This is a genomic window from Actinoplanes sp. NPDC023714 (genome assembly GCF_040639855.1).
Taxonomy (GTDB): domain Bacteria; phylum Actinomycetota; class Actinomycetes; order Mycobacteriales; family Micromonosporaceae; genus Actinoplanes.
Map to the genome: position 1 here is coordinate 284,411 of NZ_JBFAAR010000009.1, position 25,234 is coordinate 309,644.

24 protein-coding genes are annotated in these 25,234 nt (G+C 71.4%); 13 read left to right on the forward strand and 11 right to left on the reverse strand.

Annotated elements, in window-relative coordinates; all coding sequences use genetic code 11:
* Nucleotides 1-12: 12 nt before the first annotated feature.
* Nucleotides 13-1,245, reverse strand: coding sequence for a glycosyltransferase family 39 protein (locus AB0G10_RS33105; protein ID WP_360930719.1), 1,233 nt, complete (start codon nt 1,243-1,245; stop codon nt 13-15).
* 156 nt (nt 1,246-1,401) lie between these two features.
* Here AB0G10_RS33105 and AB0G10_RS33110 point away from each other — a divergent pair, with 156 nt between their 5' ends.
* Nucleotides 1,402-4,596 carry a S8 family serine peptidase gene (locus AB0G10_RS33110; RefSeq protein ID WP_360930722.1) on the forward strand — a complete coding sequence of 1,065 codons (3,195 nt, stop codon included), beginning with the start codon at nt 1,402-1,404 and terminating at the stop codon, nt 4,594-4,596.
* 84 nt (nt 4,597-4,680) lie between these two features.
* Here the strand turns inward: AB0G10_RS33110 and AB0G10_RS33115 are convergent, their stop codons facing one another.
* Nucleotides 4,681-5,328 (reverse strand): GPP34 family phosphoprotein, encoded by a 648-nt coding sequence (locus tag AB0G10_RS33115; RefSeq protein ID WP_360930725.1) that lies wholly within the window; start codon nt 5,326-5,328, stop codon nt 4,681-4,683.
* Nucleotides 5,329-5,442: 114 nt separating this feature from the next.
* On the opposite strand from AB0G10_RS33115, the gene thyX reads away from it, so the two are divergent.
* Nucleotides 5,443-6,162: an FAD-dependent thymidylate synthase gene (gene thyX / locus AB0G10_RS33120; protein WP_360930728.1), complete on the forward strand. Its 720-nt coding sequence runs from the start codon at nt 5,443-5,445 to the stop codon at nt 6,160-6,162.
* A 117-nt stretch (nt 6,163-6,279) separates the two neighbouring features.
* Here thyX and AB0G10_RS33125 read toward each other — a convergent pair whose 3' ends face one another.
* Together AB0G10_RS33125 and AB0G10_RS33130 are read right to left on the reverse strand one after the other, a co-directional pair.
* A complete protein-coding gene (locus AB0G10_RS33125) occupies nt 6,280-7,758 on the reverse strand; it encodes a cellulase family glycosylhydrolase (protein WP_360930731.1) in 1,479 nt (492 codons plus the stop codon).
* A 119-nt stretch (nt 7,759-7,877) separates the two neighbouring features.
* Entirely contained in the window at nt 7,878-9,248 is a 1,371-nt protein-coding gene (locus AB0G10_RS33130) for an NAD-dependent succinate-semialdehyde dehydrogenase (RefSeq protein ID WP_360930734.1), read from the reverse strand.
* A 75-nt stretch (nt 9,249-9,323) separates the two neighbouring features.
* Between AB0G10_RS33130 and AB0G10_RS33135 the strand changes: the two genes are divergently transcribed.
* On the forward strand, nt 9,324-10,208 hold the full coding sequence (locus AB0G10_RS33135) for a LysR family transcriptional regulator (RefSeq protein ID WP_360930737.1): 885 nt from the start codon (nt 9,324-9,326) through the stop codon (nt 10,206-10,208).
* 63 nt (nt 10,209-10,271) lie between these two features.
* Nucleotides 10,272-11,279, forward strand: a complete 1,008-nt coding sequence (locus AB0G10_RS33140) for an aldose epimerase family protein (protein ID WP_360930740.1) — start codon at nt 10,272-10,274, stop codon at nt 11,277-11,279.
* Nucleotides 11,280-11,538: 259 nt separating this feature from the next.
* On the opposite strand, the gene AB0G10_RS33145 is transcribed toward AB0G10_RS33140, so the two are convergent.
* Entirely contained in the window at nt 11,539-11,883 is a 345-nt protein-coding gene (locus AB0G10_RS33145) for a nuclear transport factor 2 family protein (RefSeq protein WP_360930743.1), read from the reverse strand.
* A 151-nt stretch (nt 11,884-12,034) separates the two neighbouring features.
* Here AB0G10_RS33145 and AB0G10_RS33150 point away from each other — a divergent pair, with 151 nt between their 5' ends.
* Genes AB0G10_RS33150 through AB0G10_RS33160 form a run of 3 tightly spaced genes read left to right on the forward strand, consistent with a single transcriptional unit; the run spans nt 12,035 to nt 14,371 of the window.
* On the forward strand, nt 12,035-12,679 hold the full coding sequence (locus tag AB0G10_RS33150; protein WP_360930985.1) for a response regulator transcription factor: 645 nt from the start codon (nt 12,035-12,037) through the stop codon (nt 12,677-12,679).
* On the forward strand, nt 12,676-13,761 hold the full coding sequence (locus AB0G10_RS33155) for a histidine kinase (RefSeq protein WP_360930746.1): 1,086 nt from the start codon (nt 12,676-12,678) through the stop codon (nt 13,759-13,761). The genes AB0G10_RS33150 and AB0G10_RS33155 overlap by 4 nt, the downstream gene beginning before the upstream one ends.
* A 19-nt stretch (nt 13,762-13,780) precedes the next feature.
* Nucleotides 13,781-14,371, forward strand: coding sequence for a hypothetical protein (locus tag AB0G10_RS33160; protein WP_360930749.1), 591 nt, complete (start codon nt 13,781-13,783; stop codon nt 14,369-14,371).
* 224 nt (nt 14,372-14,595) lie between these two features.
* On the opposite strand, the gene speB is transcribed toward AB0G10_RS33160, so the two are convergent.
* The 4 genes from speB to AB0G10_RS33180 all read right to left on the reverse strand — a co-directional run bounded on the left by speB (nt 14,596) and on the right by AB0G10_RS33180 (nt 18,192).
* On the reverse strand, nt 14,596-15,585 hold the full coding sequence (gene speB, locus AB0G10_RS33165) for an agmatinase (RefSeq protein ID WP_360930752.1): 990 nt from the start codon (nt 15,583-15,585) through the stop codon (nt 14,596-14,598).
* A 25-nt stretch (nt 15,586-15,610) separates the two neighbouring features.
* Entirely contained in the window at nt 15,611-16,681 is a 1,071-nt protein-coding gene (locus tag AB0G10_RS33170; RefSeq protein ID WP_360930755.1) for a hypothetical protein, read from the reverse strand.
* Nucleotides 16,682-16,845: 164 nt separating this feature from the next.
* Entirely contained in the window at nt 16,846-17,613 is a 768-nt protein-coding gene (locus AB0G10_RS33175) for a maleylpyruvate isomerase N-terminal domain-containing protein (RefSeq protein WP_360930758.1), read from the reverse strand.
* 30 nt (nt 17,614-17,643) lie between these two features.
* Nucleotides 17,644-18,192: a TetR/AcrR family transcriptional regulator gene (locus AB0G10_RS33180; RefSeq protein WP_360930761.1), complete on the reverse strand. Its 549-nt coding sequence runs from the start codon at nt 18,190-18,192 to the stop codon at nt 17,644-17,646.
* Between the two features lie 76 nt (nt 18,193-18,268).
* Between AB0G10_RS33180 and AB0G10_RS33185 the strand changes: the two genes are divergently transcribed.
* Both AB0G10_RS33185 and AB0G10_RS33190 read left to right on the forward strand, forming a co-directional pair.
* Complete coding sequence (locus AB0G10_RS33185) at nt 18,269-19,207, forward strand: LLM class F420-dependent oxidoreductase (RefSeq protein WP_360930764.1); 939 nt, start codon at nt 18,269-18,271, stop codon at nt 19,205-19,207.
* 171 nt (nt 19,208-19,378) lie between these two features.
* Complete coding sequence (locus tag AB0G10_RS33190; RefSeq protein WP_360930767.1) at nt 19,379-20,566, forward strand: gluconolaconase; 1,188 nt, start codon at nt 19,379-19,381, stop codon at nt 20,564-20,566.
* Between the two features lie 10 nt (nt 20,567-20,576).
* On the opposite strand, the gene AB0G10_RS33195 is transcribed toward AB0G10_RS33190, so the two are convergent.
* Together AB0G10_RS33195 and AB0G10_RS33200 are read right to left on the reverse strand one after the other, a co-directional pair.
* Complete coding sequence (locus tag AB0G10_RS33195; RefSeq protein WP_360930770.1) at nt 20,577-21,629, reverse strand: hypothetical protein; 1,053 nt, start codon at nt 21,627-21,629, stop codon at nt 20,577-20,579.
* Nucleotides 21,626-22,180: a sigma-70 family RNA polymerase sigma factor gene (locus AB0G10_RS33200; RefSeq protein ID WP_360930773.1), complete on the reverse strand. Its 555-nt coding sequence runs from the start codon at nt 22,178-22,180 to the stop codon at nt 21,626-21,628. The genes AB0G10_RS33195 and AB0G10_RS33200 overlap by 4 nt, the downstream gene beginning before the upstream one ends.
* 50 nt (nt 22,181-22,230) lie before the next feature.
* On the opposite strand from AB0G10_RS33200, the gene AB0G10_RS33205 reads away from it, so the two are divergent.
* Genes AB0G10_RS33205 through AB0G10_RS33220 form a run of 4 tightly spaced genes read left to right on the forward strand, consistent with a single transcriptional unit; the run spans nt 22,231 to nt 25,233 of the window.
* Nucleotides 22,231-23,619 carry a VOC family protein gene (locus tag AB0G10_RS33205; protein ID WP_360930776.1) on the forward strand — a complete coding sequence of 463 codons (1,389 nt, stop codon included), beginning with the start codon at nt 22,231-22,233 and terminating at the stop codon, nt 23,617-23,619.
* 27 nt (nt 23,620-23,646) lie between these two features.
* Nucleotides 23,647-24,246 (forward strand): sensor domain-containing protein, encoded by a 600-nt coding sequence (locus AB0G10_RS33210; RefSeq protein ID WP_360930778.1) that lies wholly within the window; start codon nt 23,647-23,649, stop codon nt 24,244-24,246.
* Nucleotides 24,246-24,410: a hypothetical protein gene (locus AB0G10_RS33215; RefSeq protein ID WP_360930781.1), complete on the forward strand. Its 165-nt coding sequence runs from the start codon at nt 24,246-24,248 to the stop codon at nt 24,408-24,410. Before AB0G10_RS33210 ends, AB0G10_RS33215 begins: the two co-directional genes overlap by 1 nt.
* 46 nt (nt 24,411-24,456) lie before the next feature.
* Nucleotides 24,457-25,233 carry a hypothetical protein gene (locus AB0G10_RS33220; protein ID WP_360930784.1) on the forward strand — a complete coding sequence of 259 codons (777 nt, stop codon included), beginning with the start codon at nt 24,457-24,459 and terminating at the stop codon, nt 25,231-25,233.
* Nucleotide 25,234 lies beyond the last annotated feature (1 nt).

The window sequence follows — 25,234 nt, forward strand, 5'->3', positions numbered from 1 at the left end:
CGACGAACAGCGCTAGATGGCCTGCCCGGAGATGAAGGGCAGCCATCCGGCATACCAGCCGGAGAGCAGCGCCAGCGTCCCGAGCAGGATGACGGCGTTCCGGTTGGAGATCCTGGACAGCGCGACAGCCGGCACCAGCAGCACCGTGAAAGCGGGCAGCAGGTGCCGGCTCATCATCGAGATGTGCGCGTGCGAGCCGACCGCGAGCACGAACGTGGCGACCGCGTAGAGCGACAGCACCCACGGCGCCCGGTTCGCGATCAGCATGATCATCAGCAGGATGAACCCGAACAGCACCAGCACGTTGAGCACGCGGATCGGCTTGGTCGCGTCCTCGCTGTTGCCGAGCATGACGTCCCAGACCAGCTTCGTGGTCGACTCGCCGTAGTCCCACCAGGCGCCGAACGTGTTGCTGTGCACCTCGAAGTACTTCCCGATGCCGCCGACCCGGCTGCCGGCGTAGGCCACGTAGGCGAGCAGCCCGGCCGGCGCGAGGACCATCGCGGCGTACGGCCGCCAGGAGTCCTTCCGCTGGATCGCCGCGACGATGGCGGCCAGGCCCACCACGCCGATCAGCGCGGCCGCGGTCGGCCGGCTCAGGCCGCTCAGCCCGGCCAGCACCCCGGCGAGCAGCCAGCGCTCGGTGAGCAGCGCCCACAGCGCCCACGCGGCGAGCGCGGTGAACAGCGACTCGGAGAACGCGCCGTTCTGGGTCATCGCGGTGGGTGCGACCGCCCACGCGGCGACCAGCATGATCCCGACCCGGTGGTCGTGCACGTGCCGGCCGATCAGGTACAGGCCCCAGGCCGCTGCGACCGCCGCGATCGCCGAGACGATCAGGCAGGCGGCGATCGGGGAGATCCCGGGCAGGAACGTGAGCGGGCGGGCCAGCCACGGGTAGAGCGGGAAGAACATCAGCCGGTTCAGGTACGGCACGCCGTTCTCGTCGACCGCGCCGACCGGCCCGCCGATGCCCTCGCCGGCGATCAGCGTGTACCAGCGGGCGTCCCACGAGATGAGCGCGTCCATCGACGAGGTGTAGCCGCGCCACTGGTTGATCGTGCCGTCCGGGTAGACCTGCTTCCCGGGGTCCTGGGCGTGCGCGTAGCGGGCCAGGATCGCCATGACCTCCAGGCTGACCAGGCGCAGGAAGACATAGACGCCGATCGCCGGCATGGCGTCCCGGACCGCGGTCTTCCAGCGCGGGGTACGGACCTCGGCCGGGGCTTCGTTCGTGATGGTCATCGGGCCCTTCAAAGACGTTTCCTGCTCCCGCCGGGAGAGTAGACGATCCCGCCGCCGCAGGTGGGGACGACGTTGCATCCATCTGCAAGTGTCTATCCCGAGCCGGGATGGTCCCGGCACGGGAGGCATCGCATGCATCGAAGACTGCCCGCCTTGATGGCCAGTTCGATCCTGGCTGTGGGGCTGATGTCGGCTCCGGCGGCGGCTGCTGGGCAACCGCTAAATCCCGAAAAATCCGTACGAAAAGGCGCTGTCACCCTGATCACCGGGGACCGCGTCGTCGGCAACTCGATCCAGCCCGGCCCCGGTCGCGAGAAGATCACCTTCTCCACCTGGACCGAGGGCGACCACCGCTACGTCCTGCCGTCCGACGCCCGCGCCCTGCTGCGCGACGGCCGCCTGGACAAGCGGCTCTTCGACGTCACCGAGCTGGCCGCGGTGACCAGGGGCGACGAGCTCCCGCTGCTCGTCTCCTACCCGAACGCCGGCGCGTCGCGCGCCCGCTCCGCGCTTACGGCGGGGGAGGCGCGGGTCACCCGTGACCTGTCGGCGCTCGGCACCCTGGCGGTCCGCGCGGACATGGCGGGCCGGGCGAGCATCTGGTCGTCGCTGACCGCCGGACCGGAGAACGCCCGCACCCTCAGCGCCGGCGTGCAGAAGGTGTGGCTGGACGGCCACCGCAAGATCAGCCTGGACCGCAGCGTCCCGCAGATCGGTGCGCCGGCGGCCTACCAGGCCGGGTACGACGGCACCGGCGTCACCGTGGCGGTGCTGGACACCGGCATCGACGCCACCCACCCGGACTTCGCCGGCAAGATCTCCGCGTCGGAGAACTTCACCACCGAGCCGAGCACCGACGACGTGGTCGGCCACGGCACCCACGTCGCCTCGACGATCGCCGGCAGCGGCGCCGCGTCGGGCGGCAAGTACAAGGGCGTGGCGCCGGGTGCGAAGCTCGCGATCGGCAAGGTGTGCGAGACGTTCGGATGTGAGGAGTCGGCGATCCTGGCCGGCATGATCTGGGCCGCCGAGCGCGCGCCCGTGGTCAACCTCAGCCTCGGCGGCACCGACACCCCCCAGGTGGACCCGCTCGAGCAGGCCGTCGAGGACCTGACCGCGTCGCACGACACGCTCTTCGTGATCGCGGCCGGCAACGCCTTCGACAGGGGCACGATCGGCTCGCCGTCGTCCGCCGACTCGGCCCTGTCGGTCGGCGCCGTCGACCGCGACGACCAGGTCGCGGACTTCTCCAGCAAGGGACCGCGGACCGGGGACGGCGCGGTCAAGCCGGACATCACCGCGCCCGGCGTCGACATCGTCGCGGCGAAGGCGGCCAACGGCGAGATCGGCGACCCGGCCGCTGACGGCTACGTCGCCCTCTCCGGCACGTCGATGGCGACCCCGCACGTCGCGGGCGCCGCGGCGCTGCTCGTCCAGCAGCACCCGGACTGGTCGTCGAAGCTGCGCAAGAACACCCTGATCGCGTCGGCGAAGCCCACGCCCGACACCAACGCCTACGACCAGGGCGCGGGCCGGGTCGACGTGTCCCGGCAGATCACCCAGACGGTCACCGTCGACGAGGGCAGCGCCAGCTTCGGCATCCAGGCCTGGCCGCACGACGACGACCAGCCGATCACCCGTACGGTCACCTACCGCAACGTCGGCAGCGCGCCCGTCACGCTCGCCCTGAACGTCTCCGGGGCGCCCTTCTCGGTGGCCGCGAGCTCGCTGACCGTTCCGGCCGGTGGCACCGCGTCGACCACGGTCACCGCCACCACGGACGAGAGCACGCCGGAGGGCGAGCTGGGTGGCTATCTCACGGCCGTGGCCGCTTCGGGCGTACGGGTGTCGACGGCGCTCGGCGTCGTCAACGAGGTGGAGAGCTACAACCTCACGATCAACGTGATCGGCCGCGACGGCCAGCCGAACGAGGAGGCCCTGACCGCGCTGCTCGGCCTCGACAAGTTCGCCGCGTTCGACCTCTTCGGCTCCGGCACGGTCCGCGTCCCGAAGGGTCGCTACGGCCTCTTCTCCTGGGTCTACCAGGGCGAGGAGAACACGTCGATGCTGACTGAGTCCGAGCTGGTCGTGGACGGGGACCGCACGCTGACGATCGACGCCCGCAAGGCGAAGGCCGTCAAGGTGACCCCGCCGCAGCGCGACGCCGGCACCCTGCTGGCCGCCGTCAACGCGGACTGGATGCTGGAGGACGGCGGGTACGGCGCGAGCCTCGTCGGTGACGACTTCGGCACCATGTTCGCGGCCCCGCTGTCGAAGGTGTCCAAGCCGTTCTTCGTCGGCTCGGTCAACGGCTCGTTCGCGAGGCTCGACGCCGAGGGCAGCAGCCACAACAGCCCGTACACCACCGACCTGGCGTACTTCAGCCCCGGCCGGATGTTCAACGGGCTGGTCAAGGCGCCGAAGGTGCGCGAGCTGGCGACCATCGAGGCGTCCTACGGCGTCGAGGCCACCGGCGTGCACGGCGTGAAGGGCAACGCGCCGCGCTACACCGAGGAGAGCGGCTACTGGACCACCTTCGCCCCGTTCGACCTGCCGTTCCAGCGCACCGAGTACGTCAACCCGGACGTCAAGTGGTCCGGCGAGTTCCACCAGGAGCTGCCGGTCAACGAGGAGGGCTGGTCGGACTGGCTCGACGAGGCGATCAGCGCGCCGCAGGCGTTCAAGGCCGGGCGGACGTACCACCAGCAGTGGAACAAGGGCGTGTTCGGGCCGAACGTCACCCAGCCGCCGTACGACCCGTACTGGGTGACCCGCCAGGGCGACCTGATCATCGCGAACGTGCCGCTGCACGGTGACGGCGCCGGGCACCCCGGCTTCGCGTACCAGGCTTCGTACACGGCGAAGCTCTACCGCAACGGCACCCTGGTCGGCGAGGGCGTCGAGTTCGAGGTGCCGGCGGCCCGTTCGTCGTACCGGCTGGAGGCCTCGGCCACCCGCGGCGCGCCGCACACCCTCTCGACCGACGTGCGGGGCGTGTGGACGTTCAAGTCCGGTCACGTGGCCGGCGAGGACTTCCAGCGGCTGCCGCTGCACACGGTCCGGTTCGCGCCCCGACTGGACGCGCGGAACGCGGCGCCGGCCGGTAAGCGGTTCGACATCCCGGTCGTGGTCGAGCACCAGCCGGGCGCCAAGGTCGGCAAGATCAAGTCGCTGAAGGTGGAGGTCTCCTTCGACGACGGCAAGACCTGGAAGAAGGCCTCCCTGAAGGGTTCGGTCGCCTCGGTGAACCACCCGAAGGGCAAGGGCTTCGCGTCGCTGCGGGTCAACGCCGCCGACTCGCACGGCAACACGGTGAGCCAGACGGTCATCAGGGCCTACGCCCTGAAGTGACGATCACCCGTTGCGCCCGACTCCGCCCGATCCGGCGGAGTCGGGCGTGACGGTCCATGGTTGCCGGCAGCCACCCGGCCCGGATCAGGAGCCGACGGCGGCCGGCATGGCGGCCGCCCGCGCGCACCCGACCAGATGATGCAGCGGCTGCGGCAGATTCCGGCGGAACTGGTCGGACAGCCGCGCCCGGTCCCGCGGATTGAGCGTGTCGAAGACCATCTCGTCCAGGCCGGTGGCGAGGAACAGCCCGGCCAGCATCAGATCCACCGTGTCGAGCGGCTGGTTATAGGACAGCCGCGTCCGGATCCGGACGGCGGGCTGCCCGGTGCTGCGCGGATCGTCGAAGACCAGGGACGTGTTCGTGCCGAGCAGCCGGCGTTTCGTCTCGCGGCGCAGCACGCCCGCCGCGAGCAGGCGGTGCTCGATCAGTTCGGTGGCGGGACCGGCGGCCAGGTGCGGGATCCACTGGCGCAGATCGTGCGGGCCGGCCGTCCCGGCGAGACGGCCCAGCACGGCCGAGGCGGCCTGGTCACCGGTCGGCTGCGGGTCGACCACCTGGAACGCGGTCTCGCTCACCGACTGGATGCGGCGCCAGAACATCAGCTCGCCGAGCAGCCCGGCGGCCAGGCCGACGCCGAGCACCCGGTCGGCGATCAGCGTGCGGCCGCCGATGCCGTCGTGCGCGGCCAGGTAGAAGTCGTCGGCGGGAGGGAGCTGCTGCGGCGATGTCATGGCATTCCAGCCCTCGGTCGGCAGCCGTGCGGAGACGGTCGACTGTAGCCGCGAAGGGTTGCCACAAGGTTTCGCTGCGTCGAAAAGCGGGATGATCTGGCAGCATTCCAGCACGTGACAGAGTTGGTATTTCGTACCGATATCGCGGTGACCCTGGTGCGCAGCGCGGCCACCGACGCCGACGTGCTGTTCGCGGCGCGGGTGTCGACGGCCGGCGAGGCGTCGCTCGACGAGCTCACGAAGGACCCGGAGAAGTCCACCGGCCTGATCAACTATCTGATGCGGGACCGGCACGGCACCCCCTTCGAGCACAACTCGATGACCTTCCTGGTGCAGGCGCCGATCTTCGTCTTCCGCGAGTTCCACCGGCATCGGGCCGGCTGGTCCTACAACGAGGAGAGCGGCCGATACCGCGAGCTCCAGCCGGTCTTCTACACCCCGGCGCCCGATCGCAAACTCGTGCAGCACGGCCGCCCCGGCAAATACGAGTTCAGTGCGGGCACCGAGGATCAACACCATCAGGCCGTGTACGCGATGGAAGCGGCGTACCGCCGGAGCTACGAGTCCTACCAGGAGATGCTGCAGGCCGGCATCGCCCGCGAGGTGGCCCGCGCGGTCCTGCCGGTGGGCCTCTTCTCCTCGATGTACGCCACCTGCAACGCCCGCTCCCTCATGCACTTCCTCTCGCTGCGCACGAAGAAGGAGAACGCGAAGGTCCCCTCCTTCCCGCAGCGCGAGATCGAAATGGTCGCCGAGCGGATGGAGTCGGAGTGGGCGACCCTGATGCCCCTGACCCACGCCGCGTTCGAGAAGCACGGCCGCGTGGCCCCCTGACCTCCGCCGTACCCGTTCCTTGATCCGACCGTCCCGGCAGCAACACGCTGCAGCCCACGTCGTCCGGCTGCAGCGTGTTGTTGCCGGCGTCACCCGGCTGCAGCCCATTGCTGTGGATCAGGAGATGGCTACGTCGTCGAACCAGACGGTGCCGGTGTTGTCGCCGGACTTCAGGTGCAGCTGGACCGCCGCCGCGTCCGCCGGGGCCACCGTCTCGACCACGAGCTTCGTCCAGGTGGTGTCGCCGGCCGGGAGGCGGTTCGAGAGGTCCTGGCTCAGCCACTTGCCGTTGACGTCGAACCAGCTCAGCGCGATCTCCGTGGTCCCGGTGGCGTCGATGCCGCGCGCGTACGCCTCGGCCCGCCACCGGTAGCCCGGCTGCACCGGCGTGATCGGCGACGTGACGAGCGAGGGCAGCCCCGCGGAGGTCCGGGTGGTGTCCGAGAAGCGAGCGGAGAAGCGCCCGTTGCGCGGCATGTCGGTGCTGATCTCGGCAGCGCCCGCCTGCGGGAGGTTCTGCCGCCACGGCGAGTCCCCGGCCGGCGCCTCGAAGCTCAGGTTCAGGAAGCTGTTCGGCATCGTCCCGGTCGTCCACGCCGTCCGCACCACGGTGGCGGCGAGCTTCGCGGTGCCGTCCGCCCGGTAGAGGCCGAACCGGTACTGCGCCGGGATCGTCGACACCGTCGAGTTGGAGGGGATGGCGTTGTCGGAGAAGTCGTTGAGCGTCCACGGCGCCACCGAGCCGACGCCGGCTTCCTTCGCGGCCCGGAAGACCCGGGCGAAGTACGCGGCCTGCTCACCTTCGCCGGTCAGCGAGCTGACGCCGGTCTCGCCGATGACGACGGGCGAGGGGGCGACGGCGGCCTGCGCCTTGCGGATCTCGGCGAGGGACCGCTCCGAGTTGCCGTAGAAGTGGAAGTCGTAGTAGTCGAGCGGCGTCGCCGACAGCGCCGACTTGATCTTCGCCATGCCGGCGGCGCCGGTGCTGCCGTCGACCGAGAGGGTGAGCGGCATGGTGGGGACGGCGGCGCGGATCGCCGGGATGACCTGGCGGACCCAGGTGACGGCGTCGGGGTTGGCGATCTGGAACTCGTTCTTGAGCTCGACGGCGATGACCTGCGGGTCGTTCGCGTACGGGGCGAGGAGCGCCTTGGCCCAGGAGATGCTGTTCGCGACGTCGCCGTAGCCGGCCCACCAGTCGAAGAGGGTGAGCTTCACGGTGAGACCGTGCGAGCCCGCGATGCTGACGAACTTGCGCAGCCGCTCGGTGTAGGTCGACGTCGGCGTCGGGAAGCCGAAAGTCTGCGGGAAGACGATGACCCGGACGTTGTCGGCGCCGAGCGAGGCGACCCGGGCCAGGTCCTGGTCGATGCGGGCGGCGTCGAAGCCGGTCCACATCGCCGACCAGCCGGCGTCGGACGGGTAGTAGTTCATGCTCTTCGCCGTCGTCACCAGCGCCATCCGGCCGGACAGGGTGGCCGGCGCCGCCGCGGTGACGGCGGCGCCGGTCTCGGCCTGGGCCGGGGAGGCCGTGCAGAGGGTGCCCATCATCAGCGAGGATGCCAGGATCGCGGCACAGACGCGGGCGACTCTCATGTAGGGCCTCTCCAGGGGGTCGTTCGTTGTCGGGTCACCCCCTTTTCGGTTGATGGCCGGTCGTCAGCAGGACTGTGTTGATGTCATTGCGGGTGCAGCCCGGTTGTCCCGGTCCGGCCCTAGGCGGGCCAGTCGACGCTCAGGTACCGCGTCTCCTGGAATTCGCGCAGGCCGTCGCGGGCGCCCTCGCGGCCGAGGCCGCTCTGCTTCACGCCGCCGAAGGGTGCGGACGGATCCGACACGAGGCCCCTGTTGATCCCGACCATCCCGGCGTCGACGGCTTCGCCGAGCCGGATGGCGCGCCGCAGGTCACCGGCGTACACATAGGCGGCCAGCCCGTACTCGGTCGCATTGACCCGCTCGAGAAGCTCCTCCTCGCCGGTCCAGGTGCTGATCGGCGCGACCGGCCCGAAGATCTCCTCCGTCAGGTGGGGCGCGTCGACGAGCACGGTCGGCGGATAGAAGTGCCCGGCCGCGTCCGGGACGGGGGCGCGGTGAGTGATCCGGGCGCCGGCTTCGATCAACTTCTTCACTGTACGGGTGACCCGCTGGACTGCGTTTTCGCTGATCAAAGGGCCGATCGCCGACCCGTCGCGGGCCGGGCCGACCGTGAGCTTCTCGACGGCGGCGCCGAACTTCGCCACGAACGCGTCGGCCACCGCGGCGTGCACGAGGAACCGGTTCGCCGCGGTGCAGGCCTGCCCGCCGTTGCGGAACTTGGCGATCATCGCGCCGGCCACGGCGGCGTCCAGGTCGGCGTCCTCGGTCACCACGAACGGCGCGTTCCCGCCGAGCTCCATCGACGAGTTCACGACCCGGTCGGCGGCCTGCCGCAGCAGCACCCGGCCCACCGCCGTGCTGCCGGTGAACGAGATCTTGCGGACCCGTTCGTCGGCGAGCCAGGCGCCGACCACGCCGGACGCGTCGGTCGTGGTCACCACCGTGACGACACCGTCCGGCAGGCCGGCCTCGGTGAGCAGGCGGGCGATCGCGAGCGCGGTGAGCGGGGTCTCGGCGGCCGGCTTCACGACCGCGGTGCAGCCGGCCGCGAGCGCCGGGCCGATCTTGCGGGTGATCATGGCGGCCGGGAAGTTCCAGGGCGTCACCAGCGCGGCGACGCCCACCGGGCGGTGGCTCACCAGGGTGCGGGCGCCGCCCGCGGGCGCTTCGCCGTAGTCGCCGCCGGGCCGGACCGCCTCCTCGGCGAACCAGCGGAAGAACTCGGCCGCGTAGGTGACCTCGCCGGCCGCGTCGGCGAGCGATTTCCCGTTCTCCGTGGAGATCATTTCCGCGAGCTCCGCACGGTCCCGGAGCATCAGTTCGAACGTACGGTGAAGGATCTCGGACCTGTGCCGGGGAGCCGTGCTTGACCAGGAGCGGAACGCGGCGCCGGCGGCGTCCACGGCCCGGCGCGCGTCGTCGAGCCCCTGGTCCGCGACGTCGGCGACGGTCTCGAGGGTGGCCGGGTCGATCACTGCGAAGGTGCTCATCCGTGGAGTCTCGGACGCCGGACCTATGCTCGTCCAAGACTCATTGAGCAGCCTTTTCATGCCTCGGAGGCATAGGTGGAACTGCGGCACCTCCGCTACTTCGTGGCGATCGCCGAGGCCGGCACGGTCAGCGCCGCCGCGGCCCGCCTGCACGTCACCCAGCCCTCCCTCTCCCGCCAGCTCCGCCAGCTCGAACGCGACCTCGGCGTCGACCTGTTCGACCTGGTCGGGCGCCGGTTGCTGCTCTCCCCGGCGGGCCGCACCCTGCTGCCGCTGGCCCGGGACGTGCTGGGCCGGGCCGGCGCGCTGCGGGCCGCCGCCGCCTTCCACGCGCGGGGCCGCCTCGAACGCCTCACCATCGGCGCGCCGACCGTGACGCTCACCGACGTGGTGGCGCCGTTCATCGCGGGCCTGCGCGCCGACGACCCGACCGCCGACGTGCTCGGCGCGGACGGCCTGTCCCCGGCCGAGACCCTGCGCCTCGGCGCCGACCTGGCGATCAGCACGGTCGCGGCCGGCGACCCCTTCCGCTCCCGGCCGCTGGCCGTGCTGCCGGTCTGGGCGTACGTCCCGCCGTCCCACCCGTGGGCCTCACGCGCCACTGTCACCCTGGCCGAGCTGCTGCGGGAGTCGCTGATCGTCATGCCCCGCTCGTCCACCGCCCGCCAGTCCCTGGACGCCGCGGTGGCCGGTTCCATGGCCGGCGAGTTCCGCGCCGTCGAGGCGGCCAACGGCACCGTCGCGCAGGCCCTGGCCGCGGCCGGCCGGGGCATAGCGGTGGCCACCGACGACCCGCGCTTCGGCCTGATCCCCCTGGCCGTGGACCTGGAAGATCGCCACCTGAGCATCCGCCTCATCGCGGTCTGGGACTCCCGGCACGCCGCCGCCGCTACGATCGAGCAGTTCGCCACCCGCCTCGCCACCTTCGTCCGAACCCGCTATCACGCCCCGCCGTCCTGAGTGGTGTCCACGCTTCGGATTGCGGGGACTGCTTGGTGTGACGGGCCGGTAAGATCCGGCTTCATGTCTTCCGACCAGTTTGAATTGACCAACGCGAATGGGTTGCGCGTCCGGGTCCTCAGTTACGGCGGCATCGTTCAGTCGATCGAGGTGCCCGATCGCGACGGTGTTCTCGCCAACGTGGCGCTGGGGTTCGCCGACGCCCAGGGCTATGCCGACCATCCCGGGCCGTACTTCGGTGCGATCATCGGGCGGTACGGCAACCGGATCGCGAAGGGCCGGTTCACGCTGGACGGGGCGTCGTACTCGGTGCCGCTGAACAACGGTCCCAACAGCCTGCACGGCGGGCTCTCCGGGTTCGACCGGAAGATCTGGGACGCCCGGGCCGTCGACGGCGGGGTGGTCCTGACCCTTGTGAGCCCGGACGGCGACGAGGGGTTCCCGGGCGAGCTGTCGGTGACCGTCACCTACACGCTGACCGACGACGACGAGCTGCGCATCGACTACGAGGCCGTCACCGACGCGCCGACCGTGGTGAATCTGACGAACCACAGCTACTTCAACCTGACCGGGGTCGGTTCCGGCTCCGATGTGTACGGGCACCTCATGCAGATCCACGCCGACGGCTTCCTCGAGGTCGACGCCGGGCTGATCCCGTCCGGCGAGATCCTCCCGGTCGAGGGGACCGCCCTGGACTTCCGCTCGCCGGTCGCCATCGGCGCGCGGATCCGCAGCGACGAGGCGCAGCTGCTGCTGGGCGGCGGCTACGACCACAACTGGGTGCTCGGCGGCGAAGGGCTGCGCGAGGTGGCCCGGGTCGTCGAGCCGGTGTCGGGGCGGACCCTGACGGTGCTGACCACCGAGCCGGGCATGCAGTTCTACTCGGGCAACTTCCTGGACGGCACGTTCGCCGGCTCGGGCGGGCTGGCCTACCGCCAGGGCGACGGGTTCGCACTGGAGACCCAGCACTTCCCGGACGCGCCGAACCACCCGTCCTTCCCGTCGACGGTCCTGCGGCCGGGCGAGACCTACCGTTCCACGACGATCTACCGCTTCGGCGTCGAGGCCTGACCCCCGCCCCGGCCGGTCGCCGTCTCACCCCACCGGAGGCGGCGACAGCCACCGGCCACCGGCTGTACGCCAGGGCTGCCTCCGCGCCCGATTTGTCGCCCTGTGGTACAGCCAACCTTGCCTGGCTGTACGCGAGGGCTGTGTTCGCGCCCGATTTGTCGCCCTGTGGTACAGCCAACCTTGCCTGGCTGTACGCGAGGGCTGTGTTCGCGCCCGAATTGTCGCTCTCTCGTACAGCCGGGTTGTGGGCGGCCGTGCGTCAACCACGAGCGGCCGCGAGCGCCTCCTCGAGGGAGTCGAAGCGGTGGACCGCGCTGACCCGGCCGTCGCGCAGGTGGAAGACGGTCGCCACGCGAGCCGGCGCCGGCGTCTCCGGCCAGGTGGCCTCCTGCTCGACGACCACCGCTGCGCCCGAGGTCTGGTGAGCGAGCGGTCGGAGGCGGATTCCGGAGCGCAGGATCCAGTCGGTGAAGGCCTCCGCCGAGATGGACTGCCTGCCTCGCGGGCCGGAGACCTCGACCGGATCGGTGACCGCTGCCCGGGCGGCGTCCAGGTCGCGGGCGTTGACGGCGTCGTGCCAGGCGGTGATGGCCGCGTCGAGCATGAGAACCCCCTCAGGACCGGATCTGACAAGGGTACGGACGATCGGCGGGGGTGGCACCGCCGGTCGGGGGAGTGAGGACACCCGGTCAAACCCGGTGAAATAGGCTGCTGAAGACACGGGGCTGGAGAACGGCGGTGGGCGGTTGATCCGCGTGATCGTGGTCGACGACGAGGCGCTCGTCCGTTCCGGATTCGCGTTGATCCTCGGTGCGGCCGCCGACATCGACGTGGTGGCGACCGCGACCGGCGGCGACGCGCTCGCGGCGGTCCTCGAGCACCGGCCGGACGTGGTGCTGCTCGACATCCGGATGCCGGACGTCGACGGGCTCACCGTGCTCGGGCGGATCAGGCAGCTCGACGAGCCGCCGGCCGTGGCGATGCTGACGACGTTCGACGCCGACGAGTACGTGCTGGCCGCCCTCGACCGCGGGGCCGCCGGGTTCCTGCTGAAGGACACCGAGCCGGAACACCTGGCCCAGCTCGTGCGCACGCTCGCGGCCGGCGGTGTGGTGATGTCGCCGAAGGCGTCCCGTACCCTGCTGCGCAGCCTGCCCCGGAGCACCGCCCCGAACGGCGAGCTGGACCGGGTGCAGCGGCTCACCGGCCGGGAGCGCGACGTGCTCGTGCTGCTGGCCCAGGGCCTGTCGAACGCCGAGATCGGGGTACGCCTGCACCTCGGCACCGGCACGGTGAAGGACCACGTCAGCGCCCTGCTCACCAAGCTGCGGGTGTCCGGGAGGGTGCAGGCCGCGCTGCTGGCCCAGCGGGCCGGGCTGCTCGAGAAGGAGCGATCGTGAAGGCGCGGGCGATCGACGCCGGCCTGATCGCCCTCGCCGCCGCCGACATCTACTTCAATCCGCTCACCGACGCGCCGGCCGGCGTGGCGGTGGCGGTCCTGGCCTGCGCGGCCCTGGCGCTGCGCCGCCGGTTCCCGCTGCTCGTCGTGGCGCTCACCCTGCCGGCCGCGCTCGTGCAGGGCGCCCTGGTCGCGCCGTCCGTGGCCCTGTACACCCTGGCCCGGCAGTCCCGGGACCGGCGGCTGCTGATCGCCTGCGCCGTCGTGGCGTCGATCGTCGGCGCGGTGCCGTCCCCGTTCGACGAGGATCCCGGTGACCTGGTCAGCAGCCTGGTCTACTTCGGGTACACCGTGGCGACCTCGGCGTTCCCGGTCGTGCTCGGCCAGCTCGTGCAGGCCCGGCAGGAGTTGCGGCAGCGGCTCGTCGAGATCGAGGACGCCAAGGAGCACGAGCGGGTGCTGCACGCCCAGGCCATTCTCGCCCGCGAGCGCAGCCAGCTGGCCCGGGAGATGCACGACGTGGTGTCGCACCAGGTCAGCCTGATCGCGGTGCAGGCCGGCGCGCTGCAGGTGGCGGCCGGTGACCCGCAGACCCGGGAGGCGGCCCGGACGATCCGCTCGCTCAGCGTCGGCACCCTGGACGAGCTGCGGACCATGGTGACGCTGCTGCGGTCCTCCGGCGACGACACCACCGAGCTGACCCCGCAGCCGACCCTCGCCGACCTCCGTACGCTGGTGGGCAACAGCGGCATCGAGGTGGAGTTGTCGGGCGACCTGGCGCTGCCGGTCGGTACGCCCGCCCAGCGGGCGCTGTACCGTACCGTGCAGGAAGCTCTCACCAACGTGCGCAAGCATGCGCCGGGAGCGTCGGCGACCGTCGAGGTCTGGCACGACGGCAAGGTCGTCGGCGTCACGGTCACGAACGGGCCGCCGTCGCGGCCGTCGCTGCCGCTGCCCGGCGCCCGCCAGGGTCTCGTCGGCCTGCAGGAGCGGGCCGACATCCTGCACGGCAGCTTCGAGTCCGGACCGACGAGCGAGGGCGGATTCCAGGTACGGATGAAGTTGCCGATCCTCACCGAATGAAACCGGTATTGTCTGATTTGTGGCGATAAACACGATAACCGTGCCGGCCGGTAGCAGCCTGACGCTGCGCTGCCCCGGCTCGGAGGCCATCGTGCTGGTCACCCTCGCCGAGGTGAGCGCGCCGTTCATCACCGACCTGCCGCCGATCCCGGTTCTGAGCCTGGACGGGCCGGGCGTGCGCCGCATCGGCGTGCTCGAGCTCGTGACCAGCGCCGGCGTCACCTGGGTCGAGGGCGAGATGCGCGACGACCAGCTCCGGGTGATCGGCGACGCCCCGGCCGGGGTGGTGCAGCGGCGTACGGCGGTGCGCCACGCGGGACCGTTCCCGGTGGCCGGCACCGCCCAGATCGTGACCGCCGAGAGCCGCCGGCTGGTCGCGATCACCGGCCGGGTCGAGGACGTCTCCACCGACGGGCTGCTGATGCGCGCCGACGTGCCGTCCCTGCCCTACGGCATCGAGCGGCTCCTCGTGCACGTCACCATGCCGTGGGGTGATCTCACCGCCGCGGTCGACGTCGTCGATCAGCAGGCCGATCTGCTGCGCGGCACCTTCGAGTGGGTGGAGCCGGAAGCGGCGGCCTCGCTGGCGGACTTCCGCCCTTCCCGCTGACCGCTTTCTCCGGGCATCTCGCTCACCGCTTCCTCTTCGATCTTGTGAAGCTCTGCGCCGATGGTGCTGCGTGGTTTCACAAGATCGAGGAGGGAGGGCGCCAGGGCGGGGCGATCTTGTGAAGTTCTGCGGGAATGGTGCTGCGTGGTTTCACAAGATCGAGGGAGGGAGGGCGCTGGGCGGGGCGATCTTGTGAACTTCTGCAGCGCCGGCATACGCGGGAATCAACAAGATCGGGAGGGGAACAGCGCCATCGCCGAGAGCAGCTCATATCCCGCGTGCGCTGCCGCTATCCCGGTGATCTCGGCGTGGTCGTAGGCGGGCGCCACCTCGACGATGTCGCCGCCGACCAGGTCGAGGGCCGCGAAGGAGCGGAGGATCGCGAGCAGTTCCCGGCTGGTCAGGCCGCCGGCCTCGGGTGTCCCGGTTCCGGGCGCGAAAGCCGGATCGAGCACGTCGATGTCGACGGAGACGTACACGGGTCGATCTTGAACTCTGGCGGCGATCCTCTCGATGACGCCGCGAGCGCCGATGTCGTCCATCTCGTGGGAGTGCACGATCTGGAAGCCGAGCGCGACGTCGTCGGTCAGATCCTTGCTGGAGTAGAGCGGGCCCCGGGTGCCGACGTGCAGGCAGCCCGCGCCGTCGAGCAGGCCCTCCTCGGCGGCGCGGCGGAACGGCGTCCCGTGCGTGTAGGCGGCGCCGAAGTACGAGTTCCAGGTGTCCAGATGAGCGTCGAAGTGCACGACGGCGATCGGCCCGTGCCGGTTCGCCATGGCCCGCAGCACGGGGAGCGCGATGGTGTGGTCGCCACCGACGGTGAGCAGCCGGTCCGCACGCTCCAGCATGTCGTGGGCGCCGTACTCGATCTCCTTGATCGCACCGTCCAGCGAGAACGGGTTCACCGCGAGGTCCCCGGCGTCCACCACCTGCAACCTGCCGAAGGGTTCGACATCAAGAGCGGGATTGTACGGGCGGAGCAGGCGCGACGACTCCCGGACGTGTGCGGGCCCGAACCGTGCCCCCGGCCGGTAGCTGACCCCGGAGTCGAACGGCACGCCCATCACCGCGACGTCGACGTCGGACACCTCGTCGATGCGGGGCAGCCGGGCGAACGTCGCCGGTCCGGCGAAGCGGGGCACGGCGCCCGCGTCGACGGGGCCGACGCGGCTGCCCGAGCGGACTCGCAGTGGCCGGGAGTGAGCAGCACGCACGTCGGAATCCTTCCGTCACCGGGCGTCAGTCTCTGCTGACCTCCAGTGAGCCCATCCCCGCATCCGCGTCGATGTCAAGCCCGGCCTCGTCGCCGAGGTCGCCGGATCGGATCGTCTTCCCAGCTCCGACGCCCCCTTCGCTCCTCCCGTAAAGAGTCACGTCGCCGGCGCCCTGGCCGACCTTCACGCGCACCGGGACCTTCCGCGCCGTCTCGATCCGCCAGGCCGACACGCCACCGGTCATCCGGATCGGGATCGTGTGACCGATCCGGCCCAGCGACAGCTCGAAGCGCTCGGCGCCGCCGTCCAGGTCGATCCGGCTCACCGTGCCGGAGTCCATGTCGAACGCGCCGAGCCGCACCCCGGCGGAGAGCCGCAGATGCCAGACGATCCGGTCGCTGAGCCGCACCGTGAGCTTGCCCGAGCCGCTGCCGTCCGAGGTCGCCGAGACGCGCAGGACGCCGTCGTCGAACGAGGCATCGACGTCGAGTCCGGAGTCGTCGGCGGCCCGCACCTGGAACTCGTCGTCGATGCCGCCGGTCCGGATGTCGAGCTCGGTGACGCCGGAGGTCAGCTCGAAGCGGGCGGCTGTGATGGCCGGCGGGACGGCGGTCGCCGGGATCTCGGAGGGCGGAGTGGTGGGCGCGGTGGTGGCGGGCGGGGCCTTGCTCGCCGCGGACGGCTGAACGCTCGGAGCGGCGGCCGACGGCGGCGCCGCCGCGGACGGGATCTCGACCGGCGCCTCGGTGACCGCCTCGGAGGTCGCGGCGGCGGGCGGGGCGACGGCGACCGGGGCGGGCCTTTCCTCCTCGTGGATCAGCGGTTTGACCAGCAGGACCGTGCCGCCGACGATGGCGAGCGCGAGCGCGCCGGCGAGCATGACCGGGCGCAGGTTCCAGTCCCGATGCGACGGTGACGGCGGCGGCGCGACCGGGGCCGGGACGCGGGCGGGCGGCAGGGGCGGCTTGATGCGGGCGGCGGCTTGGCGTTCGGCGGCCTTCCGCGCTTCGGCGGCCGCCTGGCGTCGTTTCGGGGAGTCCGGCCAATAATCCGAAATATCAGGGAAAGTGACCCCGGTAGGTTCCGGCGACCCCATCGCCGCCTCCGCGTGACCGGGAACGTACCCGGCAATGCGCAGCTGAGGTTCCTCCCCAGGGTGATTCATGCGTTCCACGCGCGCCCCTTCGCCGTGATCCTCCGTGGAGGGTACGGCGACGTAACGTACAAGGTTCAATGCGATCGGCGACGAATCCGTTCCGGTCAGTCAGCGATGTGGGCGGTGTTGTCGAGCCAGTGCCGGGCGAGCGCGACGTCGCCCTCGGCGCCGGTGAGCGGGAGCCGCCGGGTCAGGATCAGCAGCAGCGATCCGGCCGGTCCGGTGACCGTCACATCGGCCGGTCCCGTCCCGGGCCGCCACGTCGCCCCGTCCGGCCGGCGCTCGACGAACCAGGAGTCCGCGGTGTCGGTGGCCGTCCACCGCAGGGTCTGGCCGGTGCCCCGGACGGCGTCGGCGGACGCGGACCGCAGCGCCGCCCAGGTGGGTGAGGTGAGCATCGCGAAGTGGTTGCTGACCAGGGGAGCCGCGATGAGGGGGTCGACGTCGTAGGGCCGGCCCGCCGCGTCGGCGCCGTGCACGACGCTCTCGTTGAGGACGCTGGACAGCCAGAAGCGGCCCCCGGTCCGCTCGTCGCCGGCCGCGTTGAACACCGGCGCCTCGAGGGCGTCGTCGGAGAACGCGGCGGAGACCCGTCGCGCGGCCGCGGCCAGCCAGTCCGGCCACGCACCCGGATCGGCGGGGAGCGCGGCCATCGCGGCCGGCAGGGCGGCGGGGTCGGCGATCCGCCGTTCGACGATCTCGGCGACCCAGTTCTGCGTCTGGCCGACGTGCTCGACCAGTTCGGTCATCGTCCATCCGGGCGTCGTCGGGACGGGGGCGGCCGGCCCGGCGGCGACGGCGGCGTCGGCCAGGCGCCGGGTGTGCTCGACGATCGCGCGGCGGGCGGCGGAGGGTTCCAGGGAAGTCATCATGCCCGTGCAGACTCGGCGAGCCGCGCGAACTCATCGCGGCGTCAGTGCCGCCGCCGCTTCCACGGCGCGGGCCGCGATGTCCTCGACGGTGCTGTCGTTGCGGGCGAAGAACCCGTCCGCGAAGAGCGAGGTGTATCCGTGCGCCACCGCGATCGTGGCCTCGACGAGCAGCATGTCCTCCCAGTGCGAGGAGCCGGTGCCGAGCCCGATCAGCGTGTCCATCAACGCCCGCGTATCCTCGCGCCGCTGATCGTCGGCGACGTCGTACAGCTCGGCCGCGAAGATGACGTGGAAGCCGGCCCCGGTGCGGGCGACATAGCGTACGTATGCCCCGGCGGCCTCGGGCAGGGAACCGGCGTCGGCGATCAGCGCGCGCAGGTCGTGGGCCGCCACCGCCGAGACCGCGCTGAGCAGGTGGGGCCGGTCCGGGAAATGGCGGTAGGGCGCCGCCGAGCTCACGCCGAGCCGGCGCGCCACCGCCGCGACCGAGAACTTCTGCAGGCCGCAGGAGGCCAGCACCTCGAAGCTCGCGGAGATCAGCGCGGCGCGCAGGTCGCCGTGGTGATAGTTCTGCGGCATTCCCGCCTCCCGCTTGCAACCGTGTAAGTAGGCTCTTACATTACCAAGTAAGAGCCCTCTTACATCTGGAGGCAGCGTGACCATTCGGCTCGGATACCAGATCCCGAACTTCACCTATCCCGGCGCGGTCGAGAACACCTTCGACACCGTCGCGGCGCAGGCACGGGAGGCCGAGACCGCCGGGTTCGACACCGTCCTGGTGATGGACCACTTCTATCAGCTGCCGGGCATCGGCGCCCCCGAGAACGCGATGCTGGAGGCCTACACGACCCTCGGCGCGCTCGCGTCGCTGACCTCGACGATCCAGCTCTCCACGCTGGTCACCGGCAACACGTACCGCAATCCCGCCCTGCTCGCGAAGACCGTCACCACCCTCGACGTGGTCTCGCACGGCCGGGCCGTCCTCGGCATCGGGGCCGGCTGGTTCGAGCGCGAGCACCACGACTACGGCTTCGAGTTCGGCACGTTCGGGCAGCGCTTCGAGCGGCTCGAGGAGGCCCTGACGATCATCACGCCGATGTTGAAGGGCGAGCCGGGCGTGCTCGACGGCAAGTGGTACACCGCTCGCGGCGCCATGAACAACCCGCGCGTCCGGGAGACGATTCCGGTCATGCTCGGCGGCTCGGGTGAGCAGAAGACGTTCCGGCTGGCGGCCCGGTTCGCCGACCACATGAACATCATCTGCGACGTCGACGACCTGCCCCGCAAGGTCGCGGTGCTGCGCGAGCGGTGCGAGGAGATCGGTCGCGACCCGGCCACGCTCGCCACGTCGTACCTGGTCATGGGCCTGGTCGGCGAGGACGAGCAGGAGGTCAAGGAACTCGGCCAGTCCATTCCGGAGGACCGCCGCAACCGGGCCTTCCTCGGCACGGCCTCGCAGGTCGCCGAACAGCTGCACGAGCAGGTGATCGGCGCGGGCATCGGCGGGATCACCATCAACCTGATCCGCAACGGCCACCGTCCGGGCGTGGTCACTGCGGTCGGCGAAGCGCTCAAACCGCTCGTGTCGGCATAGGCTGGTCGAATGAAGCGGATCGTGGCGGCGGTGCTGACGGGCGGTTTGACCTTCACGGCGGGATGTTCCGCGCCGGAGGAAGAGAAACCGACGGCCGCGTCGGCCGCCACGCCGCAATCTTCGGCCTCGCCTGCGGCATCGGCGATTGATCTTCAACCCACTTCGGTACGCGTGGCAGCCGGCCTGGCAGCCGACGCGCCCTTCGACCAGGACCGCGCCGTGGACGCGCCTCAGGGGTGGACCGTCACGGCCTGGGCGCGGGTGCCGCAGGCACGGCTGCTGGCCTGGGCCCCGGACGGCAAGTTGCTGGTCTCCCGCCCGAAGGCCGGCGACGTGGTGATCCTGACGCCGGGCTCCGGGGACGCCGCGCCGGCGCAGGCCACGCTCCTCGACGGCCTGAACCAGCCGCACGGCCTCGCCTTCGACGGCGACACCCTCTACGTGGCCGAGAGCGATCAGCTGGTCGCGTTCACCTACGCCGGCGGCCGGGTCTCCGGCGAGCGGGTGGTAGCCGGCGACCTGCCCGACGCGAAGAGCCCGGAGCTGGGCGGCGAATACGCCCACGCGCTGAAGAGCGTCGCGGTCGGCGAGGACAGGTCGCTCTACATCTCGATCGGCTCGACCGGCAACGTGTCCGTGGACGATCGCGAGGCGACCCCCGAGCGGGCGTCGGTCCTGCGGGTGCCGCCGGGCGGTGGCGAGCCGGCGACGTACGCCAGAGGTGTCCGCAACGGCACCGGCTTGGCGATCGATCCGGACGGCGGGCTCTGGACCGCGGTGAACCACCGGGACAACGTCGCCTATCCGAACGACGACGACTACGACGGCGACGGCGAGAACGACCAGGGCAAGGTCCTGCAGGAGTACGTCAACGAGTACCCCATGGAACAGCTCGCGAAGCTGACGCCGGGACGCGAGCTGGGCTGGCCCTACTGCAACCCCGACCCGGACCTGAAGGCCGGCGCGCTCGCCTGGACGAACCGGCCCTTCGTGCGCGACTTCCAGCTGAACCCGGACGGCGACAAGCTCGACTGCGCGAAGCTGCCCCCGACCGAGCAGGGTTTCGGCGCGCACTCGGCGCCGCTGGGCCTCGCGTTCGGCACGGCCGGCTCCTACGGTGAGGGCGCCCTGGCCGGCGTGCACGGCTCGTGGAACCGCAAGCCGCCGCGCGCCCCCGAGGTGTCCTTCTTCGCCTGGCGCGACGGGACCCTCGGCGAGCAGCAGACCCTGCTCGGCGGCTTCCAGCTGGAGGACGGCTCGCGGTGGGGACGCCCGGTCGCGGCCGTAGAGGGCCCGGACGGGGCCCTCTACGTGAGCGACGACTATGCGGGAGCGGTCTACCGGGTGACCACCGGCTGATTCAGCTTCGTCAGCAGCCCAGGCCCTCCTTGTACCAGTCCGGAACCTCGCCGTCGGCGACCTTGTCGGCGAGGTCCCAGACCGCCTCCGGGTAGTCGCCCGCGGCGTCCAGGTCCTTGAGCACCTTCCACTGCCGGCTGGTGGCGAGCGCCGCGGCGGCCCGCTTCGCCGCGCCGTCGTCGCCGGCCTCGTCGGCCCGCTTGAACTCGCCGATCCAGCCGCAGGCGACCTGGCCGGCCACGAACGCCCCGAACTGGTACGGGTCGTTCGCCCCGTCCTTCTCCAGCGAGGCGATGTCGAAGCCGGGCGGCAGCGGCACGTCGGCCAGGATCTTCGTGGCTTCCGCGCGGACGTCACCCGGCGTGATGATCTCCTCGGGCAGCGACTTCAGGAACGTCTCGGCGTCGACCTTCACGACCTTCGTCAGCAGCGCGTCGAACGAGGCGCGCGTCCAGTCCCCGCCCTGCACGCGCATCTCGGCGAACGTGCCGTCCTGCGGCTTGCGCATCGCCGCGAAGTCGCTCGCGGTGTAGGTGACGACGCTCGCCTCGACGCCCGCGAGGGTGGTCCACTCCGGCTTGCTGACCTCCAGGCGGTCCTTGTAGTAGCTCGGGTAGTGCTTGGCCGCGTACCAGTCGATCGAGACGGCGCGGTCGCCGTTCTGGTACGTGATGTTGCCGTCCTCCCGGGCGAACCCGTAGACCGAGGTCGGCTTCCAGCCCGGCTCGTCGATCACCAGGCGGGGCAGGTTCTCGGCGGCCTTGAGGTCCAGCTCCCAGCCGTTCACCGCGGGGCCGCCCGCCTCGGTGACGCCGAGCGCGCCCTGGTACGGCTCGAGGGGCTCGCGGCGGGCCACCGTCGCGGCGGTCACGGCGACGGCGAGGACCGCCGCGGCGGCGACCGCCATGGTCAGCCGCCGGGCCAGGGTGCGCCGCAGCGGCGGCACGGTGTCGAGCTTCGGGGTGGACATGATCTCCTCCAGGAGATGCTGCTCCGCCCCGTCGAGCCGCGCCGCGACGTCACGCCGGTAGGGGTCCGCGTCTTTCAGCAGTTCGTCGGTCATCGGCCCTCCTTCGGGGCGGGAACGGTCAGGACGTCGAGTACATGTCCGGGTGATCCGCGGTCGTCACCGACGAGTTCGCGCAGCCGTTTCCGGGCCCGCGACAGCCGGGTACGCACCACCGCCGCGTTCTCGCCGATCACCTCGGCCACCTCGCGCGGCTCGAGGCCCTCCCACGCGGTCAGCATCAGGATCTCCCGATCGGTCTCGCCGAGCCGCTTCAGCGCGTCGCGGACGGCCAGCCGCTGCGGCACCTCGTGGCCGGGGTCGGCCGCCGTGACCGCGGCGAGGCGCTGGCGCAGCCGCTCGCCGAGCCGGTCCCGGCGGGTGCCGCTGCGGTGGTGGTTCGCCAGCACGCGGCGGGCCACCCCGTAGAGCCAGAGCCGGACCTCGTCGTCGGGTGGCAGGTCACCGCTGCGCCGCCAGGCCACCAGGAACGTCTCGGCGACCACGTCGGAGGCGTCCTCGGGCTGCTCGACGCGGCGCATCGCGTAGGCGAGCAGCGCCTCGAAGTTGACGGCGTAGAGACGCCGGAACCGTTCCTCAGAGCTCACGTCTCATCCATGTCCGGCTGCCGGGCCATCGTGACACTACGATTTCTCCCATGAGTGCTGTGGGGACCACCGAGCTCCGGGCCCGCTTCGCACGCCGGCTCTCCGACCTGTACGGGACGGAGGTACCGGCCTACACCACTCTCGTCGACGAGTGCCACCTGGTGAACCAGCGGGTGCTCGACCGGGACGGCGCCGCGGCCGAACGGTTCGGCTCGATCGGCCGGGTCACCGCCGAACGCCACGGCGCGATCCGGGTCGGCACGCCGGAGGAGCTGTCCCAGGTGGCCCGGATCTTCGGGGCGCTCGGCATGCACCCGACCGGCTTCTACGACCTGCGCGACGCCCGTCCGCAGCCGATCCCGGTGATCTCCACGGCGTTCCGGCCGACCGACCCCGCGGAGCTGGCCCGCAACCCGTTCCGGGTGTTCACCTCGATGCTCGTACCCGAAGATCGTCGTTTTTTCGATCCTGATCTTGAGGAAAGGCTGCGGAACTTCCTCGGACGCCGGCGGCTGTTCCCGGACGAGCTGCTGGCGCTCGCCGACCGGGCCTCCGCCGAGAGCGAGCTGTCCGAAGCCGACGCGGCACGCTTCCTCGACCTCGCGGCGGCCGCGTTCGCGCTCTCGCCCGAGCCGGTCGACCGCGCCTGGTACGCCGAACTCGAGAAGATCTCCGGGGTCGCCGCCGACATCGGCGGCGTGACCAGCACCCACATCAACCACCTGACCCCGCGCGTGCTCGACATCGACGAGCTCTACGCCGGGATGCGGGCCCGCGGCATCGCGATGATCGACGAGATCCAGGGGCCGCCGCGCTGGGCCGGCCCCGACGTGCTGCTGCGCCAGACCTCGTTCCGGGCGCTGGCCGAGCCGCGGACGTTCCGGGAGGCCGACGGATCCGTCACCGAGGGGCGGTTGCGCGTACGTTTCGGTGAGGTCGAAGCGCGCGGCATCGCACTCACGCCTCGCGGGCGTGGTCTCTACGACGACCTGATGGCGACGGTGGATCGGCGGGTGGCGGCCGGTGAGGGATCGCGGCAGGAGATCGCCGCTGACGTGTGGCGGCAGGGCATGCCGTCGTCGGAGGCCGAGCTGGCGCGTCGTGGCCTGGCGTTCTTCACCTTCCGCAGGGTCGGAGCGGGCTCGGGAGACGGCGATGTCGTCGCGGAACCGATCGTCTACGAGGACTTCCTGCCGCAGTCCGCTGCCGGGATCTTCGCCTCGAACCTGAGCGACGCCGGCGCGATGGACGCCTCGCAGGGCGGGGCGCCGCGCGACATCGGCTGGCTGTCCGAGGTGATCGGGCGGACCATCCGGGTGCCGGAGGACATCTACGCCGAACAGCAGGCGGCGTCGCTCGCCACCCTCGGTGGTGCCTTTGGTGGTGCCTTTGGTGGTGCTAGCCCTACCTCCGATGGGGGTGCCCGCCAGGTCGGCTGAGAGCCCGCGCGCGCCTAGCGTCGAGGCATGACGACAATCGATGCGCCCCTGGTCTCCACGTCGACGTTCGCCCGGCTCACCGCCGACACCCGATACGTACTGACCGGCTTCCCGATCGCCCTGGCCGGCACCGTCATCGCCACGACCGGCGTCTCCCTCGGCGCCGGTCTCGCGGTGCTCTGGATCGGCGTACCCATCCTGGTCGCCACCATGATGTTCGCCCGCGGCCTGGCCGTGACCGAACGCCGGCGCATCGGCACCACGCCGTTCCCCTACCGCGGCGCCACCGCCGACACCGTCCTGAGCCGCGTCGTCGCCGTCGTCCGCGACCCGCAGAGCTGGCGCGACCTGCTGCACACCACCTTCCGGATCATCCCGAGCACGGTCGCCTTCTCCGTCGTCGTCTCCTGGTGGGCCGCCGTCGTCGGCGGCGTGAGCTGGGCGCTCTGGGGCTGGTCGCTGCCGGAGAGCGGCATGGAGCTCCCCGAGCTCCTCGGCTTCGGCGACGGCTACCTCACGATCGTCAGCTGGTACCTGGTCATCGCCGCCGCCTTCGCGCTGACGCTGCCCACCGTGACCCGCTGGGCCGCCGGCCTGGAGGCGCGCTTCGCCCGGGCACTGCTGTAGTGAGGGCCTGGTTCCTGGACCACGCGGAACGCCTGCTGACCTCGCTCAACGGCGTACGCAGCGCCGGGGCGCCGGTGGTGGGCGCGCTGACCGGGCTGCTGGCGGGCCTGTATCCGGCGTGGCGAGCCACCCGCATCGAACCGGCCGACGCCCTGCGCCGCTGACCGGTGGTCCACGATGATCACGCATCTCGAACCGGGAAAGGGCGGCGTGATGATCCTTCGGGGCTACTCCGAAGAGTTCGTGGGCGTGGACGTGGACGCGCTCACCTTCGACGCGTGGGACCTCGTGACCACTCCCGGCTTCTGGCCGGCGCACCTCGGTGACGTGGTCGACGACGAGGAACTGCTCGCCGAGGCGTGGGGCGTCGACGAGGACACGGTGCGGGCGACCTACCAGCGGCTCAGTTCCTCGGCTGCCTGGCCGGTCTTCGCCGTGGACCTCGGCGGTGGCGCGCGGCTCGCCGCGGTCTGGCGCAACTACGACGAGGACGCGGCGATGGACTTCCTCATCGTCCCGGCCGGCGAGCAGGACTGCATCCTGCTCGCGACCGTCGGTGGGAACCATGTCGGCCCGGGGATCTCCTGGGCCGAACTGGCCGGGCTGGCCGAGCGGGCCGAACGGGCCGGGCTGGCCGAACGGGCCGAACTGGCCGGGCTGGCCGATCGCCAGCCCGATCCGCTGCGGCGGGCGCACGTGCTGCTGGTCTTCCTGCCGATGATGGCCGACGAGAAAGCTTCGTCGAAGAAGGCCGCCAAGCAGGTCAGGAAGGCGCTGAAGGCGACCGGCGCGTCGGGCGATCTCGACGAACTGGTCGAGTGGCTCGTCTCCGAGAACGCGTGTTTCGGCCCGGTGCCCTGGGGCCGTGCCGACGGCGGGACGACCATCTGTGAGGACGTCAGCAGCCCCCGCAGCCCGGGCGGGTCGGCAGCGCTCGAGCCGGCTTCGCTGCGGCTGGTCTCGGATCTGCTGACGCTGTCCGGATAGC

Bases quoted from the DNA above. Each gene is read 5' to 3' on its own strand.
- AB0G10_RS33105 (WP_360930719.1), bottom strand. From the start codon at position 1,245: ATGACCATCACGAACGAAGCCCCGGCCGAGGTCCGTACCCCGCGCTGG.
- AB0G10_RS33110 (WP_360930722.1), top strand. From the start codon at position 1,402: ATGGCCAGTTCGATCCTGGCTGTGGGGCTGATGTCGGCTCCGGCGGCG.
- AB0G10_RS33115 (WP_360930725.1), bottom strand. From the start codon at position 5,328: ATGACATCGCCGCAGCAGCTCCCTCCCGCCGACGACTTCTACCTGGCC.
- AB0G10_RS33125 (WP_360930731.1), bottom strand. From the start codon at position 7,758: ATGAGAGTCGCCCGCGTCTGTGCCGCGATCCTGGCATCCTCGCTGATG.
- AB0G10_RS33130 (WP_360930734.1), bottom strand. From the start codon at position 9,248: ATGAGCACCTTCGCAGTGATCGACCCGGCCACCCTCGAGACCGTCGCC.
- AB0G10_RS33140 (WP_360930740.1), top strand. From the start codon at position 10,272: ATGTCTTCCGACCAGTTTGAATTGACCAACGCGAATGGGTTGCGCGTC.
- AB0G10_RS33145 (WP_360930743.1), bottom strand. From the start codon at position 11,883: ATGCTCGACGCGGCCATCACCGCCTGGCACGACGCCGTCAACGCCCGC.
- AB0G10_RS33170 (WP_360930755.1), bottom strand. From the start codon at position 16,681: ATGGGGTCGCCGGAACCTACCGGGGTCACTTTCCCTGATATTTCGGAT.
- AB0G10_RS33175 (WP_360930758.1), bottom strand. From the start codon at position 17,613: ATGATGACTTCCCTGGAACCCTCCGCCGCCCGCCGCGCGATCGTCGAG.
- AB0G10_RS33180 (WP_360930761.1), bottom strand. From the start codon at position 18,192: ATGCCGCAGAACTATCACCACGGCGACCTGCGCGCCGCGCTGATCTCC.
- AB0G10_RS33195 (WP_360930770.1), bottom strand. From the start codon at position 21,629: ATGACCGACGAACTGCTGAAAGACGCGGACCCCTACCGGCGTGACGTC.
- AB0G10_RS33205 (WP_360930776.1), top strand. From the start codon at position 22,231: ATGAGTGCTGTGGGGACCACCGAGCTCCGGGCCCGCTTCGCACGCCGG.
- AB0G10_RS33210 (WP_360930778.1), top strand. From the start codon at position 23,647: ATGACGACAATCGATGCGCCCCTGGTCTCCACGTCGACGTTCGCCCGG.